Origin of the sequence: Aeromonas sp. MR7, from assembly GCF_963899385.1 — a bacterium.
GTDB lineage: Bacteria > Pseudomonadota > Gammaproteobacteria > Enterobacterales > Aeromonadaceae > Aeromonas > Aeromonas bestiarum.
In genome coordinates, this window is sequence record NZ_CAWQXH010000050.1 from 103,358 (window position 1) to 123,489 (window position 20,132).

Genomic DNA, 20,132 nt, shown 5'->3' on the forward strand with positions numbered 1-20,132 from the left:
TGTCCTCTTTATGCTTTTGTCTGGCCGTAATAGGCGTGTTTGCCATGTTTGCGCTGGTAGTGCTTCTCCAGCAGGTAGTCGGGCAGGGGGCGGGCTGCGGGGTTGATCTGGCCGGTGAGCCAGGCCATGCGCGCCACCTCTTCCAGCACCACGGCGTTGTGTACCGCGTCCTCGGCGCTCTTGCCCCAGCTGAAGGGGCCGTGGTTGGCCACCAGCACCCCCGGCATGGTGAGAATGGGGGTCTGTTTGAGGGTCTCGACGATGAGATGCCCGGTCAGCCCCTCGTAATCCTCCTCCACTTCGCCCGGGGTGAGCAGGCGCGAGCAGGGGATCTCGCCGTGAAAGTAGTCGGCCTGGGTAGTACCGAAAATGGGGATGGCGCGCCCCGCCTGGGCCCAGGCGGTGGCGTGGGTGGAGTGGGTGTGCACCACGCCGCCAAGCTCCGGATAGGCGCGATAGAGCACCAGGTGGGTGGCGGTATCGGAGGAGGGGCGCAAGGCGCCTTCTACCTGTTTGCCGGCCAGATCCAGCACCACCATGTCTTCGAGCAGCATCCGCTCATAACTGACGCCGCTTGGCTTTATCACCACCAGATTGCGCTCTCGGTCGATGCCGCTGACGTTGCCCCAGGTGAAGGTCACCAGCGCGTGGCGCGGCAGATCCAAGTTGGCGACGAGCACCTGCTCCTTGAGCATCTTGAGGTTCATGCCGGTACCCCCCGGTTGTAGAGCGGCTCGGCGGCGGCGCCCCAGGCGAGGTAGCGCTGGTAGAGGCGCTCGTATTCGGCGACCCGCTCAGGGTCAGGCTGGTGGGTGCGCTCCACGGCGCTCGCCATGTGGCGCTGAGCTTCGGCGACATCGCCGTGGATCCCGGCCGCCACGGCGGCAAAGATGGCCGCCCCCAGGGCGCAGCACTGATCCGAGGCCACCACCTGGATGGGCCTGTTCATCACATCGGCGCAGGTCTGCATCACGGTGGCCGACTTGCGGGCTATGCCGCCAAGGGCGATCACCTGCTCCACCGGCACCTGCTGGTGGGTCATGCACTCCATGATGCTGCGGGCCCCGAAGGCGGTGGAGGCCACCAGGGCACCGAACAGATCGGGTGCATCGGTGCCGAGGTTGAGCCCGGTGACGGTGCCCTGCAGGCGCTGGTTGGCGTACGGGGTGCGGCGACCGTTGAACCAGTCGAGCACCACCGGCAGGTGGGCCAGATCGCGCTGCTGCTCCCAGGCGGCGGCGAGGCTGGGCAGCAGCTCCCGCTTGTGGGCCTCGATGGCGGTGCGCAGCTCGGGGTACTGGGCGGCGAGGCTCTCCAGCGGCCAGCCGAGCTGGCGCTGATACCAGGCATAGATGTCGCCGAATGCCGATTGCCCTGCCTCCAGCCCCACCATGCCCGGCACCACGCTGCCGTCTACCTGGCCGCAGATCCCGGCAATGGCGCGATCACCTATGGTGGCTTCGTCGGCGATCAGGATGTCGCAGGTGGAGGTGCCGATCACCTTGACCAGCGCATTGTTGCCGGCCCCGGCCCCGACCGCGCCCATGTGGCAGTCAAAGGCGCCACCGGCGATCACCACTTCGCAGGAGAGGTGCAGTCGCTCCGCCCACTCGGGGGTCAGGGTGCCGACCGGCAGATCGGCGGTCCAGCTGTCGGTAAAGAGCGGGTAGTCGAGCTCCTGGGTCAACAGCGGATCCAGCGCGTTGAGAAAATCGGCGGGGGGCAGGCCGCCCCAGCTCGGGTGCCAGAGGGACTTGTGGCCGGCGGCGCAGCGTCCGCGTCGGATGTCGGCCGGGGCCTGGGTGCCGCTCAGGATGGCGGGGACCCAGTCACACAGCTCGACCCAGTTGCAGGCGGTGGCGCGCACCGCCGCGTCACTGCGGGAGACGTGCAGTATCTTGGCCCAGAACCACTCGGAGGAGTAGACCCCGCCTATGTAGCGGCTGTAGTCCGGGAACTGGCCGCCGTGGCACAGCGCCGTGATGGCCTCGGCCTCCTCGATGGCGGTGTGATCCTTCCACAGCACGAACATGGCGTTGGGGTTGTCGGCAAATTCCGGGCGCAGGGCCAGCACACGCCCCTCCTTGTCGATGGGGGCTGGCGTCGAGCCTGTGCTGTCCACCCCTATGCCACTCACGGCGGCGCGCTGGGCCGGGGTGAGCTGGCTCACCACCGCCACCACCGCCTGCTCCATGGATTCCAGATAGTCGAGGGGGTGGTGGCGGAACTGGTTGGTGACCGGCTGGCAGTAACGACCGGCCTGCCAGCGCGGGTAATAGACGACCTGGGTTGCCAGCTCGGCGCCGTCGTGGCAGCGCACGGCGAGTGCCCTGACCGAATCGCTGCCGAAATCGAGTCCGATGGTGATCTGCTCGGACCTGGGGTGCTCAGACATAAGTGCTCCTGACCATCAATGAGGGGTGACTGGTGAGGAACCATAGGAGATGGAGCGCACGGGCGGTTAGCCATTGGCTGCTGGAAATATGGATTTAAACGCTATGCCGGCAAGAGGGTGACGGCTATCTAAGATCCGCTATGTGATTATTTTGCTGAAAACATAGACAAAACGGCTGCAATTTCATGGCGTGATCCTGCTCTCCATTTTTCCATGTGAAAACGATTACAACTTGGTTCGCTCAACTAGCAACAACAATAACGTCCTGTTTAAGCATGTTTTTATATGGCTGCGGCTTGATTGACTCAAGGAGCAGCACTGCGTGGATACATGGATTGATAGAACACCTGGAGACACTCGCATGAACAAAATCGTTAACAGCATGATCGCAATGGGGTTTGCCCTTGGTATGGCAAATTCTGCTTTCTCGGCCGAGGCACTGAAGCTGGGCTATCTGGTCAAGCAGCCGGAGGAGCCCTGGTTCCAGACCGAATGGAACTTCGCCGACAAGGCGGGCAAGGATCTCGGTTTCGAGGTGATCAAGATAGCCGTCCCCGATGGCGAAAAGACCCTCAATGCCATCGACAGCCTGGCGGCCAACGGCGCCAAGGGCTTCGTCATCTGCACCCCTGATCCCAAGCTCGGGGCCGCCATCATGGCCAAGGCCAACAGCATGGATCTGAAGGTCATCACGGTGGACGACCAGTTCGTCAACGCCAAGGGCCAGCCCATGGAGCAGGTGCCGCTGGTGATGATGGCCGCCACCAAGATTGGTGAACGCCAGGGCCAGGAGCTCTACAAGGAGATGCAAAAACGCCAGTGGGACGTGAAGGCGACCGGGGTGCTTGCCATCACCGCCGACGAGCTCGACACCGCCCGCCGCCGGGTCGAAGGCTCCCTGAGCGCGCTCAAGGCCGCCGGTTTCCCCGAGGGGCAGATCTACCGCTCACCCACCAAGGCCAACGACATTCCGGGGGCACTGGATGCCGCCAACTCCATGCTGGTGCAGCACCCCGAGGTGAAGAACTGGCTCATCGTCGGCATGAATGACAACACTGTGCTCGGCGGCGTGCGTGCCACCGAAGGGCAGGGCTTCAAGGCCGAGAACGTCATCGGCATCGGCATCAACGGGGTGGATGCGGTGAACGAGCTCTCCAAGTCCAGCGCCACCGGCTTCCTCGGCTCCCTGCTGCCAAGCCCGGACGTGCACGGTTACAAGAGCATCCAGATGCTCCATGACTGGGTGGTCAACGGCGCCGAGCCGGCCAAGTTCACCGAGGTGACCGACGTGGTGCTCATCACCCGCGACAACTTCAAGGTCGAGCTGCAGAAGAAAGGTCTGTGATTGACGCCATCTAAACCCTGACACCGAGACCGGCATGGCGCAGTGCGCCATGCCGGTCGGCTGGAGTGAAACATGAATCAGTCAGTTCCTTATCTGGAGTTTTGCGGCATCAGCAAGGAGTTTCCCGGCGTCAAGGCGCTGAAGAACGTCTCCTTCTGCTGCCAGCAGGGCACGGTGCACGCGCTGATGGGGGAAAACGGCGCGGGCAAGTCCACCCTGCTCAAGATCCTGAGCGGTTTTCAGTCGCCCACCACGGGGGTGGTGAAGCTGGCCGGCCAGGAGCGGGTCTTTCAGAGCACGGTCGATGCCCTGGAGAGCGGGATCGCCATCATCTATCAGGAGTTGCACCTGGTGCCCGAGATGACGGTGGCCGAGAACATCTACCTTGGTCAGTTGCCGACCCGGCGCGGGGTCATCGATCGGGAGAAGCTCTATCAGGATGCGGCCAGGCAGCTGGCGCGCCTCGGCATGGATGTCTCCCCCGAGACGCCGCTCAAGTACCTGTCGCTCGGGCAGTGGCAGATGGTGGAGATCGCCAAGGCGCTGACCCGGGATGCCAGCGTCATCGCCTTCGACGAGCCGACCAGCAGCCTGTCGTCGCGCGAGATTGAGCAGCTGTTTAGAGTTATCCGTCAGCTGCGCGACGAGGGCAAGGTCATTCTCTACGTCTCCCACCGGATGGACGAGATCTTCGCCCTGTGCGATGCCATCACCGTCTTCAAGGATGGCCAGTTCGTGCGCACCTTCGCCTCCATGGCCGAGGTCAGCCGGGATCTGCTGGTCAAGACCATGGTGGGGCGCGAGCTGACCGACATCTACGGCTACAGCCCGAGGCCGCTCGGGGAAGTGGGCCTCAAGGTAGAGAACCTGATGGGGCCGGGCCTGAAAGCGCCCATTTCGTTTGAGGTGAAACGGGGGGAGATCCTCGGCATTTTCGGACTGGTGGGGGCCGGTCGCAGCGAGCTGATGAAGCTCATCTTTGGTGCTGACAAGCTGGTCTCTGGCGAAATCGCTGTGTTTGGCAAGCCGGTGCCCATCCGCAACCCCATCGATGCCATTCACAGCGGCATCATGCTCTGTACCGAGGACAGAAAGGCGCTCGGCATCATCCCCATTCACTCGGTGCAGGAGAACATCAACATCAGCGCCCGCCGCCACAAGGCGTGGGGGGGCTTCTGGATCAACCAGAAATGGGAGGACGAGAACGCGAGGCTGCGGATCCGCGACATGCGGGTCAAGACCCCGTCCCCTCATCAGGCCATCATGAACCTCTCCGGCGGCAACCAGCAGAAGGCCATTCTGGGCCGCTGGCTCTCCGAAGACATGAAGGTGATCCTGCTCGACGAGCCGACCCGCGGCATCGACGTCGGGGCAAAAAACGAGATTTACAACGTGATTTACGATCTGGCCAAGGTGGGTATCGCCGTGGTGGTGGTCTCAAGCGAACTGCCGGAGGTGCTGGGCATCGCGGATCGGATCATGGTCATGCGGGAGGGGGTGATAGCAGGGGAGCTCTCCCATGATGAGGCCGACGAGGTCAAGGCACTCAATCTGGCCATGCCGGCCCGTTAATCCCCCGTGACTGCAACGCGATAGCACCCGGAAACTTCAGGAGAAATACCATGACAACAACTACCTCTGTCGGTCAGGCCGCGACTGTCTCTGCGACCGCCAGCTCCAGAGTGCAACTGGCCCGGATCTGGGATCAATACGGCATGCTGGTGATCTTCGCCGCCCTGTTCCTGCTGGCCTGCGTGCTGGTACCCAACTTCGCCAGCCTGATCAACATGCGCGGGCTGGGGCTGGCTGTCTCCATGTCCGGCATGGTGGCCTGCGGCATGCTGTTCTGCCTCGCCTCCGGTGAATTTGACATGTCGGTCGGCTCCGTAGTGGCCTGCTCGGGCGTCGCCTGCGCTGTGGGCATCAACGCCACCGAGAGCATCACGGTCGGCATCCTGGCCGGTATGTCGGTGGGGGTGCTGTTTGGCCTCATCAACGGCATAGTGGTGGCCAAATTCAAGATCAATGCCCTCATCACCACCCTCGCCACCATGCAGATGGCGCGGGGGGTAGGCTACATCATCTCGGACGGCAAGGCGGTCGGCATAGTGGAAGAGGGCTTCTTCGAGCTAGGCAACTCAGCCCTGCTTGGGATCCCGACGCCGGTCTGGTTGACGGCGCTCTGCTTCGTGCTGTTTGGGCTGCTGCTCAACAAGACCACCTTCGGTCGCAACACCCTGGCCATGGGGGGCAACGAGGAGGCCGCGCGCCTCGCCGGGGTCAACGTGGTGCGCACCAAGATCATCATCTTCACCATGACCGGGCTGATTGCCTCCATCGCAGGCATCATACTCGCGTCGCGCATGACTTCGGGCCAGCCCATGACCTCGATCGGCTTCGAGCTGGTGGTCATCTCCGCCTGCGTGCTGGGCGGGGTCTCCATGAAGGGGGGCATCGGCAAGATCTCCTACATCATCGCCGGTGTGCTGATCCTGGGGCTGATGGAGAACGCCATGAACCTGCTCAACATATCCCCGTTCGCCCAGTACGTGGTACGCGGCCTGATCCTGCTCGCCGCCGTGCTGTTCGACCGCTACAAGCAAGTGCGCAAGGCGCGCGCCTGATCGCCCTCCACCGGCCCGGGCCCGCACTCTGCGGGCCTGACTGCCGATTGCCCCATGATGGCCGGTGACACCATGGCGCACGGCCCATGCCATTGTGAGCCAGTTCAACAATTTCACACGACGCCGAGCGCCGGATGGCGCGTTCCCAAGGTGAGTCTTTACAATGGCCCAAGCCGATTTTTTTACCCAAGCGCTGTTTTCCGCCATGTCCTCAATGCAAAAAGAGAAGCCGAAACAACTCAACCCCCTGTTGCCGGGCTACGCCTTCGACGTCTTCCTGGTCTCGGGCATGACCCCCATAGAGCAGGGGAGCGCGCTCGACTTCATCATTGACAGACCCCTGGGCATGAAGGGCTTCATCGTCAATCTGACCATCAAGGGCAAGGGGCAGATCTTTCAGGGTGATCAGGCCTTCACCGTGGAGCCAGGCGACCTGCTGCTGTTCCCGCCGGCGGCCGTGCATTATTACGGCCGGGCACCGGATGCGCGGGAGTGGTATCACCGCTGGGTCTATTTCCGGCCGAGGGCCTATTGGGCCGACTGGCTCAAGTGGCCCCAGGTCACTGAGCGGGTGGGGCGCCTGCAGCTGGCTGACAGCCAACTGCTCGCCGAATTTGACGCCCTGTTCCTCGACATCGAAGAGACTCACCAGCAGCTCAGACCCATGTCGGAACAGCTCGCCATGAACCTGCTGGAGCGGCTGCTCATTCGCTGCTACGAGGCCTCATCCCTCAATGCCTATCCCACCATAGATCACAGAGTTCACCAGGCGTGCCAGATCCTGAGCGAGTCGCTCTGTGCCGAGATCTCGGTGGAGGCGCTGGCAGAGCAGGTGTTTTTGTCCCCTTCACGGCTGGCTCACTTGTTTCGCGAGCAGGTGGGGGTGAGCATAGTGCGTTGGCGCGAGGATCAGCGGATCATGCGGGCCAAGCTGCTGCTGCAGACCACCCCCATGTCGGTGGCCACCATAGGCCAGCAGGTGGGCTATGACGATCAGCTCTACTTCTCGCGGGTGTTCAGGAAACGGGTCGGCGTCAGCCCGACTGAGTACCGCAAATGCGCTACCCCGCTGTGACCGCCTTTGCTTGATGACGCTGATCGTTTCGCCCCATGACCACCACCGCATAATGGTACGGCCGTCGGGGGGAGCGGTTATTTCCGCTCCGTCACTCCTCATCAATGGCGGCGAAGCGCTCGACCAGATAGTCGATCAGCGCCCGCACCGAGGGGAGCAGGCCGCGGCGGGAGGGGAAGATGGCGTGGATGATCTCGGGTCTTGGCTCCCATTCGGGCACCACTTGCACCAGATCACGGGCGGCCAGCTGTTCCCGCACCATCAACAACGGCAATTGGGCCACACCCACCCCGGCCAGGGCGGCGCTGCGCAGTGCCACCATGTCAGTGGTCACGAAACGGGGCTGGTGGACGACGCTGGCATGGGCATCATCCGGCCCGAACAGCGACCAGTGATGGCTCTGCTGCAAGGTGCCCAACCCCATGCTGGGCCAGCCGTTCAGCTCGGAAGGGGCGGCGGGAAACCCATGCTGTGCGATGAGTGCCGGGCTCGCCACTAGGCATTGCCTGCGATCCGCCAGCACCCTTATCACCAGCTCGCTGTCTTGCAGCGGCGGCGGCCTGACCCGGATCGCCACATCGACCCCTTCTGCGATGAGATCCACTCGCCGGTTTGTTCCTTCCAGTTGCACGCTGACCTGCGGGTAGTGCGCCATGAAATCCGCCAGCATGGGGCCAACATGGGTATGTAGCAGGGCGATGGGGCAGCTCAGGCGGATCAGGCCGCAGGGCTCGGCGCGGGTCACCTCGATGGCGGCCTGCGCCGCCTCGGCTTCCACCAGCATCGCCTTGCAGTGCTCGTAATAGGTGCGGCCCAGCTCGGTCACCGCAAACTGGCGGGTCGAGCGCTGGATCAGGCGCACGCCGAGCCGCTCTTCGAGCAGTGCGATACGGCGGCTGAGCCGGGATTTCGGCATGCCGATGGCCCGTCCGGCGGAGGCAAATCCGCCGTGGTCCACCGCCTGGACGAAGTAGTAGAGATCGTTCAGATCCTGCATAGGGTGCTCTTATCGTTCCAAAAATAGGACGCTGATGCTCAATTTAGCAGTCTACCCATGGATTAGTCTCGAAACTAAGCTGTCTCCAACGATGAAATCCACCGGATAATTCAGGAGCTACAGATGAAAAAGATCCTCGGCGTCTACAGCGCACCGCGTCCTCACTGGGTTGGCGACGGCTTTCCCGTTCGCTCCCTCTTCTCATACAGCAGCCACGGCAAGCAACTGAGCCCCTTCCTGCTGCTCGACTATGCCGGCCCGGCCAATTTCATGCCGAGCACCCAGCCGCGCGGCGTGGGTCAGCATCCCCATCGCGGCTTCGAGACGGTGACCATCGTCTACAAGGGGGAGGTGGCGCACCGGGATTCGACCGGTCAGGGCGGCGTGATTGGCCCAGGCGATGTGCAGTGGATGACCGCCGGCGCCGGTATTTTGCACGAGGAGTTTCACGCACCGGCCTTCAGCGAGTCGGGCGGTGAGCTTGAGATGGTGCAGCTGTGGGTGAACCTGCCCAGCCAGCACAAGATGACGCCGCCTGGCTATCAGGCCATCTTCGGTCGCGACATTCCAACGGTGGCGCTGGCCAAGGGCGCAGGCACAGTGCGGGTCATCGCCGGGGAATTTGATGGGCACAGTGGCCCGGCCCGTACTTTCAGCCCCCTGCATGTCTGGGATCTGCGCCTGGTGCAGGGCGGCAGCAGCACCCTAACCTTGCCGGAAGGCTGGACCGGCGCGCTCGTCGTGTTGAAGGGGACCGTACAGGTCAACGGCAGCACCATCGCCCGGGAGGCGCAGATGGTGGTGCTGGACCGGGCGGGGCGGCAGGTCATGATCGAGGCAAACAGCGAGGCTGTGGTGCTGCTGCTTAGCGGTGAGCCCATCGAGGAGCCCATAGTGGGTCACGGTCCCTTCGTGATGAACAGCCATGAAGAGATAGTGCAGGCCATCGATGACTTCAACAGCGGCAGATTCGGCCTGATGCCAGAGTAATGAAGGTTAAAAAAGACCCGGGCCTTCGCGAGAGGGCCCGGGTTGTCTATGGTGCGGCAGCCTTCAGCGCTGGCGAGCCTTGAACCTGGGGTTGCTCTTGCAGATCACAAACAGCTTGCCGCGGCGGCGGACAATCTGGCAATCCGGGTGGCGCGACTTGGCTGATTTCAGGGAGGAGAGCACTTTCATGACTTGTCTTTTCCTTTGTTGAAGAATTGGCCAAAACGCTGACCGAAGCGGGCGACCTGACCTTCCTTGCTGACTTGCTTCTGCTTGCCGGTGTAGAAGGGGTGCGAGGCGCTGGAGACATCCAGGGTCACATAGGGATAGGTCTTGCCGTCTTCCCACAATTTGGTGCGATCTGTCTTGAGGGTGGAACCCACCAGAAAATAGGTGTTGCCTGTCAGGTCGTGAAACAGAACCTTGCGGTATTCGGGGTGTATGTCGGGACGCATGATACTCGCTCAATTAATTGGTATGTTATCTTATAACAATTAAATCATGCTCCTGTTGAGAATGAATATCAACAATTTTTTGGAATGACAGCGAGAGCCCAGGCCGGCATAGAGGAAAAACCGGCTGGTGTGCACAACCTGTGAGCAGTGAAACCTGGTTATCTGCCGCGTCGCTGCGACTTTGATTGAAGGCCTGTCTGGGGAAGCAGATAATGCCCCCTTTACTTTTGATTTTTACTGTATAAAAATACAGTCATAAATCATGGAGACTTATCCTATGCGTCTGGAAATCATCATCGACAAGAAACATCAGATCCCTACCACTACCATGGAGGCACTGCGTCAGGAGTTGCTCAAGCAGTTGGGCGAGAAATTCCCAGACCTGCATGTGCGGGTCGCGCCGGGCGGCGCCATGGCGATGACGGTCAGCCGGGCCAGCAAGGAAGACAAAGAGCTGGCGGAGGCTATGGTGCAGGAGGTGTGGGAGAATGCCGACAGCTGGATGCCGGAAAACGCCGCCTCCTGAGGCTCGCTGGTAGCCGCGTGAGCCGTGGCAGGCGCCAGCAAGACTCAATCCAGATCAGGAAAACGCAGCTTCGGGCTGCGTTTTTCGTTTCTGATTACTCGGGGGATTGGCCTGTTCACTGCGTGCAGGAAAGTGGGGCCTGCGCCTTACAACCCGGCCCAGCGCTTGAGGCTGTTAACCTGAACTCGCTGGTCGGCCTGGGCTATCTCGCCCTGGGCGCGTAGCGCCTTGAGGGCTTCGGGCAGGGCGGCGCGCATTTCACTGGCCGTCATGCCGGCCTGCAGGGCGGGGTGGTAGGCGAGCTTGAGCAGCACATAGTCGAGTCCAGTCGGGAAGCTGTCGATGCTGTTGTCGTTGAAAATGGAGGGAAATACCTTGTCCGAGTCGTTGGGCAGCCCCATCACTTGGGTGAGCTCCTCCACCACGCAATCGAGAAAACGCCCTTTGGCCCGGCTGTAATCAACCGGAATGATGATGGTGGCGCGGGCTATCTCATGGCGGGTATTGGTGGCGAAATTGGCCATGCACAGTCCCTCCTTGAGCGCCGTCTTGATGGAGGCATCCTGGCCCATGGTACGGCTGGCCCAGCTCGCCATTTGCGAGCGCTGGGTCATGATCAGCGTGATGTTGGCTTTGTCGTTCACCAGCGTGATGGGGCGACCTATGATACTGGCCAGATGCTGGCTCTGGATCTTGACCACCTCGGCCTGCAGCGGCTTGTCACCAAATTCGTTGATGAGCCTGAGACGGATGGGCTGCTGCCAGCGGGAGAAGCGCACACCCTGCTCGCGGCCATATTCCCGTTTCATGGCGACTTCGAAGAAGCTCTGAGTCAGATAGGCATCGCTCTGCCAGCGTTCGGCGGCGTGCAGGGAAAGCGACGGGAGCAGCATCATCAGGCTCCACACGCCCATCAAGCAGCCCTTGAGTGCGCGGGCAGGGGGCGGCAGCTGATGGCGCAACGGGATCATGTTTCCTCCTTGAAACGGCAGTCGGTCAGCGTGCGGCACGCTCAAGATCGCGCCAAGTGAGCCAGAGCCTGAGATCAAACTCCAGTTGATGATAGTCCGGCTCCATGTGCTGACAGAGCTGGTAGAAGGCCTTGTTGTGATCCTTCTCCTTCAGGTGGGCCAGTTCGTGCACCACTATCATCTTCAAAAAGGCGGGGTGAGCCTCCTTGAACAGGGCTGCGATGCGGATCTCGTTCTTGGCCTTGAGCTTGTTGCCCTGCACCCGGCTGACATAGGTATGCAGGCCGAGGGCATCCTTGATCACGTTGATCTTGCCATCGAAGATCACCTTGGACAGCGGCGCCGAGCTTTTCAGATAGCGGTTCTTCAACTCCATGGCGTAACCCAGCAGCGCCTTGTCACTCTGGATCAGGTGGCTGTCCGGGTAGCGTTTCTCCAGCATGTCGCCCAGCTTGCCGGCCGCGATCAGCTGTTGTACCTGGGCCTTGAGCGGGTCCGGGTAGCCCCCGAGATAGGTCAGTTCCACCATGGTTTGTCACTCGTCATATCAAAAAAGAGCGCCATTGTAGTCATCCTGTCTCGGCTTGGGTAGGGCTTGCTCCCTTCCCTGCGTGTGTTCGTCCAAGCAAAAGGGCCGTCACTGTGATCAATGACGGCCCTGGCTGGCGATGGTGCGGGATCAGCGCCTGCGATAGAGGCCCGGGTCCACCTCTTCATACTGGCTCACCAGATATTGATAGAAGGCGAGGCTGGAAGGGGAACTCGGTTTTTTCAGCTCGTCGGCAATCCGTTCCGGCTTGGCGATGATGAACTTGGGACTCTGGCGTTTGATGTCGGCCAGCACACGTTCACGCACGTCGTAGGGCGGATTGACGTTGGCAAAGAAGAGATAGGCGGAGGCCGGCTGGCGATCGGTCCACAGATAATATTGCGGCTGTATGCCATCGACCCAGATCTTGTCGGTCGGGCCGGTTTCGGCCTTGATCCGATCGACCCGTACCTGGGCCGGCGGGTTGAACGGCCTGCCCTTCAGGCTGCCTTCCCAGGCGTTGTTGAGCAGCAGGGCCAGCATGGCCAGCGAGGCGAGCCAGGGGGTGGCACTGCGCACATCCCAGGCACGCCACAGGGGCACCAGGATCAGCACGGGCAGGGCCCACAACAGGCTGTTGCCGAGCACTTCCCGCACCCGCTCCAGCGACCACTCCTTGGTGCTCCAGCCGTAACCGAGCTGCTGGGCCAGCAGCCAGCTGGCGGTCAGTACCACCAGCGAGATGCAGAGCAGGCCGAGGCCATCGGCCTGCTGTTCGCTGCGATCCAGCAGGCAGGCCAGCGGCAGCAGGGCCAGCGGCAGATAGAGCACATCGTAGTGATCGAACACATGGCCGGAGACGGAGTTGGCGACCAGGGTAAACACCACGCCGAACAGGGTGGCGCACAGGGCGGGCAGATACCACTCCTGTCGCCGGCCCATCATGAGTACGATGAAGGCGGGCAGCAGCATGATGAGGCCGGTACGCAGCAGGCCGACGCTGCCCACATCCGGCGAGAAGCCGTTGCCGTAGCTGCCCTCGAAGAAGATGTCGAAGGCGTAATACTTGAATTCGGCCAGCAGGCTGTGGTGCTGGAAGTAGGCGAACAGGGGGCCGCCTATCAGGGTCAGCCCCAGCAGGCTGGAGAAGAGCAGGGCGAAGGCGCAGCGCCACTGTTCGCGCAGGCACCAGTGGCAGAACAGCACCAGATACCAGGCGCCCCAGAAGGCGCCGTTGTTGGTGCGCATCCAGGCCACGATGGCGAAGGTCAGCGCCGCCACCAGAGCCGGTCCCCAGCTGAAGCGCTTGTCCAGCAGCATGGTGATGAAGGCCCACTGGGCGAGGAGGGCCAGATGGAAGGTCCAGTCCTCGGTCATGTTGCCGTAGTAATAACGGGTGCTGTAGAGCGCCAGCACCGCCAGCATGGTGCCGAGGCGGGCGCGCAGGGAGAGGCCGAGCTGGCCGAATGCCTGCCAGCTGGCCAGCAGACCGAGCCAGCAGAGCGCCCACTCCAGCAGCCAGATCCCGAAGAAGCCAGCCAGGTTGTAGCCGAGTGCATCGAGGGCGAAGATCATGGGGCCCTTGATGTCGATCATGTCCCGATAGAGCACACCCCCCTCACTCCACATCTTGCCCATCACAGCGAACAAGGACGCATCGAAGCCGGGAGCCATGTCATGAAACAGCGGGTTGCGCAGGCAGAACAGCAAGGCCAGCAGGCCGGTGAGCAGGATCACCAAGGGCCGCAGGCCCGGATTGACACGAGGAGGGGTAAAACGGATGGCATGATTCATGGGTGACCTGTTCCTGCTGGGAAGTCTCGAAAGCGGGCCTATCTTGCCGAGCCTGACTGCGCTATGCAATGGGCGAGGGAGATGTGCTTGAAATAATTTGCAAAAGTGCCGCCTTCTGGCAAGAAAGCGGCACTTTTTCATGACAAATGTGGCAGAAGCTGTGGCCTGAGTCCCCCAGGGGTCAAGACACGACGCCTGGGCCCTGATACGCCAGCAGCGGCGGCATGGCACTCAGCTCGGGCAGATAGCGGGCCCAGCGGATGAAGGCATCCGCCAGCGTGATGCCGAGCTCCTGATTGTGCTGGGTCAGGGTGCGGGCCAGCGCCGTGTAGCCCTCCTTGCCGGAGGCGGTATAGGCGCTTGAGACGCCACGATAGATGGCATCTGCCTCGACCGGCTGCCACTGACCTGGGCTCGCCTCCCACTCCAGCCGGGTGATCCTGGCCCCCTTGGGCTTGTCTGCCTGGTAGCTGAAACGGACCCCGGCAGTATAAGGAAAGCTGCCGCTGCCGTTGCCCGTCACGCCGTTGTTGGTGGCGTTGTTGATGGCCCCCTCCAGCGCCTCGGCCAGCTCATGGCCGTGCACCCGATAGAGGGTGAGCGGAATGGCAAAGGGCAGCAGGCGACCGGCGATGTCCGCCTCGCTCAAGGGGCCGGGTTCGAGGGAGCAGCGCACGCCCCCGGCGTTGTGCAGGGCGAAGTCCACCTGACCGACCTGCTCGCGGGCGCCGGTCAGCATGGCGTGGGCCACCAGGGGGGCAACCTGGCTGCCGGCGGGCAAATTGGCATCGGGCAGGCGCTGATGGTGCAGCGGCCCGGCGAGCCGGGTCACGATGCGCTGGGTCATGGTCTCGAGTTCGGGCCGATAGCGCTTGGCCAGATGCAGCTCAAGTGCGGGAGCCGGTTCGCAGAAGTGCAGTCCGGCCGGCGGCACAGAGGCAAACGGCCAGGGTTGCCAGGGCAGCCACTCCAGCCGGCCCTGACTGCGTTGCACCCGGCCACGGGCGTCAAATTCCAGCTCGCACACCCCGAGACAGAGCGCGCTGTGGGCCGCGTGCAATATCGCCACCTCGTTCACCATCAGCGGATAGCTGCCGTCGCTCTCGAGCCCGAGTGGCGCCAGATCCCCCAGCTGACTGTGGGTGTGGCCGCCTATGATGAGGCTGAGTTCGGGAAAGCGGGCCGCCAGACGCTTGTCCTGCTCCAGCCCCAGGTGGCTCAGCAAGATGATGTGGTGAATGCCTTCGGCCTTGATCTCCGCCAGCGCAGCAACCAGGGTCTCCTCTATGCCGTGAAAATGGGTATAGGCATCCGGGTTGGCGATGGCGGCCATCTGCGGCAGCGTGATACCGAGCAGGGCGAAGGGCACGCCGTCTATGATGCGCTTGTGCCAGGGGCGGCTGGCATCATGCAGCATGGGCAGACCCCTCAGCCGCAACGGGGCATCGGCCGGTTCCTGACTGCTGTCCAGGTTGGCGGCCAGCACAGGGAAGTCGAGCTGGCGCAAAAACTCCACCAGAGGGCCGTTGCCCAGATCGAACTCGTGATTGCCGATCACCATGGCATCCGGTCGCAGCAGGCTCAGCAGATCTGCGTTGGCGCGCCCCTTGAAACGGTTGAAATAGAGCGAACCCTGGAAGGTATCACCGCCGTGCAGGAACAGACAGGTCTGACCCGCCGCGTCTGCCTGCTGGCGCAGGGCGGTGAGTCGGGAAAGGATGCGGGCATAGCCGCCACACTGAGTGCGCCATTCGGACTCGCCAACGGGGGAGAAGCGCATGGGGGCGCCATCGAAATGGGAGTGGCAGTCACTGAAATGGGCAAGTTGAACCGTAATACTCATCTCGGTCCTCCTTAGAGAAAAAAGAGCACAGAGTCTACTCCAAGCTCGGGGGAAGATACCAGCCCGGCAGGACGCCGGGCTGGTGAGACAATCGCCAGATCAGGTGGGGGCCCGGGTCAGGCCCCCCGCTGATTCAGGTCGAATGTCAGGCGGGGACCATGATCTGGGTGGCGAGGATCACCACCACCAGGCCGACGGCGACCGGCACCGAGGTGCGCTTGACCACCTCGAACGGGGAGAGGTTGCCCATGCCCGCACAGGCGACCACCACGCCGGAGACCGGGGATATGGTGCGACCCAGGTTGGAAGCCTGCAGCATGGGGATGACCAGGTAGGCGGGATTGACGCCCAGACTGGTGGCCAGATGGGGAATAAGCTCCACGAAGGCGTAGAAGGGGGCGTTGCCCGAACCCGTGGTAAAGGCGGCCAGGGTGGTGATGACTACCAGAACCAGCATGATGACAATGCCGCCGGTGCCAAAGCTTTGGGCCAGATCCAGGAGGTTTGCGATGAAGCCGAGCCCCATCAGACCCTGGGCAAACACACCGGCACCCACCAGCAGCATGACCACGCCGGCGAAGGCGTCAGCCATGCTGCGCCAGCACACCTGCAGACCGTCGAGCAACTCCTTGCCATTGCGCTTGCGCACCAGCTCCAGCAGGGCGGCCAGCACCAGACAGATGACGATGATGGTGACGATGTCGAGCTTGGGGCCCAGTTTTCCATCAAACAGCAGCACGCCTATGATGGGGGTGAACGGCAGTATGGCGTAGAAGCCGGGGGCATCGGTGATGAGATCGCTCGGGGCGACAGGCTCGTTGTGCTCGCCCGATTTCTGGTCCAGATAGCGCTGCCAGAAGAAGTGGGTCACCGCCATGGCGGCGATGGCTACCAGCGAGATGGGCAGGGTCAGCTTGAAGGCAAAGTCGAGCAGCTCCATGTTGGCGGCCTGGGCGGCCATCACCACATCCCCCGAGGTGGGCGCCAGTATGATGGCGGCCGGGGAGGCGCACACCGCCGCCGCCGCGCCACGGGAGATCCCCATGTTGACCATCAGCGGGAACAGGGTGGCCATCAGCAGCACGCCGAGGCCGGTGGCGGAGCTCACCGCCAGCGACATGGCACAGGCCACCAGATAGGCGGCGACCAGCAATATGTAGGGGGACTTGATGATGCCGAGCGGCTTGCTGGCCAGCTTCACCAAGATGGTGTTGGCGCCTATGTGGCTCATGTAGCCGGCGAAGCCGCACAACACCATGATCAGCATGCCAAGGCCACCGCCACGATCCACCAGCAGGAAGCGCACATATTCAAAGACATCGGTGGCCACGTGACCGGTGGAGGTGACGCTGGCAGGCAGTACGGCCTTGCCCATCAGGGCGGTAATGGTCAGCAGCAGCAGACCGCCGCTGAGCAACACCCCGGTGGCCGAGTAGCCCTTGAAGATGTAGCGACCCACGGCCAGGGTGACCAGGGTGCCAATAAGGAGTTCCATCATAGAGTGAGTTCCTGAGTACGAAATGAAGGTGGATACATTTTTGGCGTCAACTTGGAGGTTAATCTGGCCAATCCCGAACTGTATCGACATAAAACTCGGTGATTATTATCCAATAAGGGGTAAGCCACCATGATGTCCATCATCACTTGTGATCTTGCTTGCAAATCAATGAAGGCGCGGGGTTGCGACTTGTCAACCTGACACTTAGGCTTTGTGACGGGAGTAGGTGACAGTCGCGGGGATCGCGGTTAATCTCCTGCTTCGAGTATTAATACGTTGATTATTAATTAAAATAACACCCCGGTCATCAACGAGGTCAAGGCAGCAGAAATGGGAATGGTCAGCAAAGTTTTCATGGTGGCAGCCTTGTTGTATGCCGCCGCGGCAGGGGCCGAAAGTTCCCGTTATTCCGGCATCAAGGTTGCGCCTGACATCAAGGTTGATTTCCAGTTTTACCGGGTTTTTGGACCGGATGTGGTCAGCGTGGCCCGCCAGATAGCAAAGCAGGGACAAACCCAGGCCAGAGGCCATATCGGCATGGCCAGCTACCAACTTTCCTGGCAGTTGCAGACTCGCCCCGAGGCCGACCGCTGCGCGCTGGAGCAGGTCAGGGTCACCACCCGGATCAAGGTGATGGTGCCGAACTGGATGGACAAGGCCAGGGCCTCCGCCGCCGAGCGCCAGAAGTGGGACAAGCTGGTGGCCGCCATGTTCGACTATGAGAGCCGTCACAAGGACATCTTGCTGGAGAGCGTCAGCCAGCTTGGCATCCAGCTGGCACAACTGCCGGTGGAGCGCGATTGCGCCGCCCTGCAATATCAGGCCTGGCAACAGGGGCAGGGGGTGTTGGCCAGCTCGCGCGAGCGTTTCACCCGGTTGCAGCAGCAGACGGATCACGGCCGCAAATTGGGGCTGATCTGGCCCAAGGGCATCTAGCGCATCGGTCGCTGTTGACTGAGATAAAAACGGGCTCCCATCAGGGAGCCCGTTTTTATTGGACTGGAACCGCCAACCGGGGCTGGCGGTCAGTTGAGGGGTTTGCCCTTGAGCAGCTTGCGCACCCAGTAGCGCGCCGGATGGAGCGCCTCCAGCAGATCGGCAGATAGCGGTAGTGGATCGCCACAGATCTCGCTGGCGAGCAGCTCACCACATAGTGGTGCCGAGCAGAGGCCCCGTGAGCCGAGCGCCCCCAGCACATAGAGGCCGGGGTGCAGCGGCAGTGGTGCTGCGTTTTGCTGATCACGCTGAAGCTGGGCGTAGTGATCCGCCAGGTTTGCCAATCTGGCGATTGGCCCCACCACCGGCAGGTGATCCCGACTGGCGCAGCGCACACCCACCCGCGCCTCATTGCCACTGATATCCACTTCGGCTGGCCAGATCTGATCCGGCAGGCAGGCTTGCAGCCTGGTCTGGTTCTGCTGCTGTTCTTCTGCGCGAAACTCGAGGCTGTTCTGGTTGCGGCCGTAGCTGGCGCCGATGCAGTGCTGGTGGTTGTGCGCGGGGGTGAGGTAGCCATCGTAACAGAGCACCGTCTTGAGCCGGCTCAAACTGGCCGTGGTCGGCACATGGCTCACCTGGCCGCGCACCGGATAGAGCGGCAGCTCGGCAAAGGGCAGCAGGGCGGGCAACTGGTGACCGGCGGCTACCACCAGCGTGGGAGCCTGCCAGTGGCGGCCGGTGTCGCTCTCCACCCGCCAGCCATCCGCTCGCTCATCGATGGTCGTGATGGGGGTGTCATATTCCACCTGCAGCAGGCCGCTGGCCTGCGCCTCCCTGATGGCCGCGCGGGTGAGATCGGCCGGACAGAGCCAGCCCCCCAGCGGATAGCTGACGCCACCATGGCCGCTGGGCAGGCCCGCGATCTGTTCGGCCTCTGTGGCAGAAAGGGAGTGCATCAGCTCGGGGGGGAAGGGGCCCTGACTCATCTTGGCCAGCTTGGCGCTGGATTTGTCGTCATAGCCGAGCTGTACCACGCCGCACAGATCGAAGGCGATGGGGTGGCGCTCGGCCAGGGCCAGCAGCCGCTGGCGCGCATAGCCAAAGGCCAGCGAATAGAAGCGCGACAGCGCATCGTGCTCGCCATTGAGCAAGGGATAGAGGGCGCCCTGCCGGTTGCCGGAGGCACCGGTGGCGGGCTCGCGGCCTTCGCACAGGAGCGTCACCCTGCGGCCCCGCTCCACCAGCGAGAGCGCCGTCATGGCCGAGGCTATGCCGCCACCTATGATCAGCACCTCGCCGTCCGGGCTGGCGGGGCGGGCATACCAGGGGGCTATGGTCTGCACCGGTTGCTTGTCGGTGCGATCCCCTATCAGCATCTCCCGCTTGCTGCCGTGGCCCTTGACCTTCTTCATGGCAAAGCCTGCGGCAATCAGGCCGCGGCGCACGAAGCCGGCGCAGGTAAAGGTGGCAATAGAGGCGTCGGGGCGAGCGAGACGGGCCAGGCCATCGAACAACGCTTGCGTCCACATCTCGGGGTTCTTGGCGGGGGAGAAGCCGTCCAGATACCAGGCATCCACCAGCCCGCACTCCTGATGGGGGACTTGCGGCAACATCTCCTTGATGTCGCCAAACCAGAGATCGAGCCGGATGCGGCCGTTGGCAAACTGCAGGCGATGGCAGCCTTGGACCGGCAGCGGCCACTGGGCGATGAGATTCTGGCTCAAGGGAGCGAGCTCGGGCCAGGCCGCCAGCGCCTTGCTCAGATCGCGCTGGGTGAGGGGGTATTTCTCGAAACTGATGAAGTGCAGGCGCGAGCCGTTGCCGGTTTGGGGCGCCTGTTCCAGGAAGGCGGCCATTGTCGCCAGAAAGTTAAGGCCTGTGCCGAAACCTGTTTCACCTACCACGAAACTGTCACTATCGTGGTGCGAAAATCGCGCTGGCAACCGATTTTGCTGCAAAAAGACGTAGCGGGTTTCACTTAGACCGTTATCATTGGAAAAGTACACATCCCCGAAGTCACTGGAGACTGGAGTTCCCGCTTCATTCCAGTCCAATCGGGCATGATGTAAGGATGTTTGACTCACGTTTTCCTCTGCTCGCGTCATAAGAACGCGGGCATTCTACGTGAAAGCAGACCAGTTTGGCAGCCGA

Annotated in this window: 18 protein-coding genes; 7 read left to right on the forward strand and 11 right to left on the reverse strand. The window is 62.3% G+C overall.

The window, feature by feature from the left end:
* Positions 1–8: 8 nt before the first annotated feature.
* Positions 9–707: an L-ribulose-5-phosphate 4-epimerase gene (locus tag AACW87_RS19380; RefSeq protein WP_241325886.1), complete on the reverse strand. Its 699-nt coding sequence runs from the start codon at positions 705–707 to the stop codon at positions 9–11.
* Positions 704–2,395 carry a ribulokinase gene (locus AACW87_RS19385; protein WP_241325887.1) on the reverse strand — a complete coding sequence of 564 codons (1,692 nt, stop codon included), beginning with the start codon at positions 2,393–2,395 and terminating at the stop codon, positions 704–706. The genes AACW87_RS19380 and AACW87_RS19385 overlap by 4 nt, the downstream gene beginning before the upstream one ends.
* A gap of 361 nt (positions 2,396–2,756) precedes the next feature.
* Between AACW87_RS19385 and AACW87_RS19390 the strand changes: the two genes are divergently transcribed.
* From AACW87_RS19390 to araC, 4 genes are all read left to right on the forward strand, one after another.
* Positions 2,757–3,740 carry an arabinose ABC transporter substrate-binding protein gene (locus tag AACW87_RS19390; protein ID WP_011705778.1) on the forward strand — a complete coding sequence of 328 codons (984 nt, stop codon included), beginning with the start codon at positions 2,757–2,759 and terminating at the stop codon, positions 3,738–3,740.
* 72 nt (positions 3,741–3,812) lie between these two features.
* Complete coding sequence (araG, locus tag AACW87_RS19395; protein ID WP_241325888.1) at positions 3,813–5,312, forward strand: L-arabinose ABC transporter ATP-binding protein AraG; 1,500 nt, start codon at positions 3,813–3,815, stop codon at positions 5,310–5,312.
* Positions 5,313–5,362: 50 nt separating this feature from the next.
* Positions 5,363–6,364 (forward strand): L-arabinose ABC transporter permease AraH, encoded by a 1,002-nt coding sequence (gene araH / locus AACW87_RS19400; RefSeq protein WP_241325889.1) that lies wholly within the window; start codon positions 5,363–5,365, stop codon positions 6,362–6,364.
* Positions 6,365–6,527: 163 nt separating this feature from the next.
* Positions 6,528–7,439 carry an arabinose operon transcriptional regulator AraC gene (gene araC / locus AACW87_RS19405; RefSeq protein WP_042872261.1) on the forward strand — a complete coding sequence of 304 codons (912 nt, stop codon included), beginning with the start codon at positions 6,528–6,530 and terminating at the stop codon, positions 7,437–7,439.
* Between the two features lie 91 nt (positions 7,440–7,530).
* On the opposite strand, the gene AACW87_RS19410 is transcribed toward araC, so the two are convergent.
* A complete protein-coding gene (locus tag AACW87_RS19410) occupies positions 7,531–8,436 on the reverse strand; it encodes a LysR family transcriptional regulator (protein ID WP_241325891.1) in 906 nt (301 codons plus the stop codon).
* Between the two features lie 123 nt (positions 8,437–8,559).
* Between AACW87_RS19410 and AACW87_RS19415 the strand changes: the two genes are divergently transcribed.
* Positions 8,560–9,426, forward strand: coding sequence for a pirin family protein (locus AACW87_RS19415; RefSeq protein ID WP_241325892.1), 867 nt, complete (start codon positions 8,560–8,562; stop codon positions 9,424–9,426).
* Between the two features lie 63 nt (positions 9,427–9,489).
* Here the strand turns inward: AACW87_RS19415 and ykgO are convergent, their stop codons facing one another.
* Together ykgO and AACW87_RS19425 are read right to left on the reverse strand one after the other, a co-directional pair.
* A complete protein-coding gene (gene ykgO, locus AACW87_RS19420) occupies positions 9,490–9,615 on the reverse strand; it encodes a type B 50S ribosomal protein L36 (protein WP_005300174.1) in 126 nt (41 codons plus the stop codon).
* Entirely contained in the window at positions 9,612–9,881 is a 270-nt protein-coding gene (locus AACW87_RS19425; RefSeq protein ID WP_042872269.1) for a type B 50S ribosomal protein L31, read from the reverse strand. The genes ykgO and AACW87_RS19425 overlap by 4 nt, the downstream gene beginning before the upstream one ends.
* A 277-nt stretch (positions 9,882–10,158) precedes the next feature.
* Between AACW87_RS19425 and AACW87_RS19430 the strand changes: the two genes are divergently transcribed.
* Positions 10,159–10,407 (forward strand): DinI family protein, encoded by a 249-nt coding sequence (locus AACW87_RS19430; RefSeq protein WP_021140432.1) that lies wholly within the window; start codon positions 10,159–10,161, stop codon positions 10,405–10,407.
* A gap of 146 nt (positions 10,408–10,553) precedes the next feature.
* On the opposite strand, the gene AACW87_RS19435 is transcribed toward AACW87_RS19430, so the two are convergent.
* The 5 genes from AACW87_RS19435 to dcuC form a co-directional block, all read right to left on the reverse strand.
* Positions 10,554–11,378, reverse strand: a complete 825-nt coding sequence (locus AACW87_RS19435; protein WP_445206863.1) for a DUF2927 domain-containing protein — start codon at positions 11,376–11,378, stop codon at positions 10,554–10,556.
* Between the two features lie 25 nt (positions 11,379–11,403).
* Positions 11,404–11,907: a M48 family metallopeptidase gene (locus tag AACW87_RS19440; protein WP_042872274.1), complete on the reverse strand. Its 504-nt coding sequence runs from the start codon at positions 11,905–11,907 to the stop codon at positions 11,404–11,406.
* Between the two features lie 150 nt (positions 11,908–12,057).
* A complete protein-coding gene (locus AACW87_RS19445) occupies positions 12,058–13,701 on the reverse strand; it encodes a hypothetical protein (RefSeq protein ID WP_241325893.1) in 1,644 nt (547 codons plus the stop codon).
* Positions 13,702–13,882: 181 nt separating this feature from the next.
* Positions 13,883–15,544, reverse strand: coding sequence for a bifunctional metallophosphatase/5'-nucleotidase (locus AACW87_RS19450; RefSeq protein WP_241325894.1), 1,662 nt, complete (start codon positions 15,542–15,544; stop codon positions 13,883–13,885).
* 145 nt (positions 15,545–15,689) lie between these two features.
* Positions 15,690–17,042, reverse strand: coding sequence for an anaerobic C4-dicarboxylate transporter DcuC (dcuC, locus tag AACW87_RS19455; protein ID WP_065401788.1), 1,353 nt, complete (start codon positions 17,040–17,042; stop codon positions 15,690–15,692).
* Between the two features lie 336 nt (positions 17,043–17,378).
* On the opposite strand from dcuC, the gene AACW87_RS19460 reads away from it, so the two are divergent.
* Positions 17,379–17,978 (forward strand): DUF922 domain-containing Zn-dependent protease, encoded by a 600-nt coding sequence (locus AACW87_RS19460; protein ID WP_241325895.1) that lies wholly within the window; start codon positions 17,379–17,381, stop codon positions 17,976–17,978.
* 89 nt (positions 17,979–18,067) lie between these two features.
* Here the strand turns inward: AACW87_RS19460 and mnmC are convergent, their stop codons facing one another.
* Positions 18,068–20,086, reverse strand: a complete 2,019-nt coding sequence (gene mnmC, locus AACW87_RS19465) for a bifunctional tRNA (5-methylaminomethyl-2-thiouridine)(34)-methyltransferase MnmD/FAD-dependent 5-carboxymethylaminomethyl-2-thiouridine(34) oxidoreductase MnmC (protein ID WP_241325896.1) — start codon at positions 20,084–20,086, stop codon at positions 18,068–18,070.
* Positions 20,087–20,132: the final 46 nt, after the last annotated feature.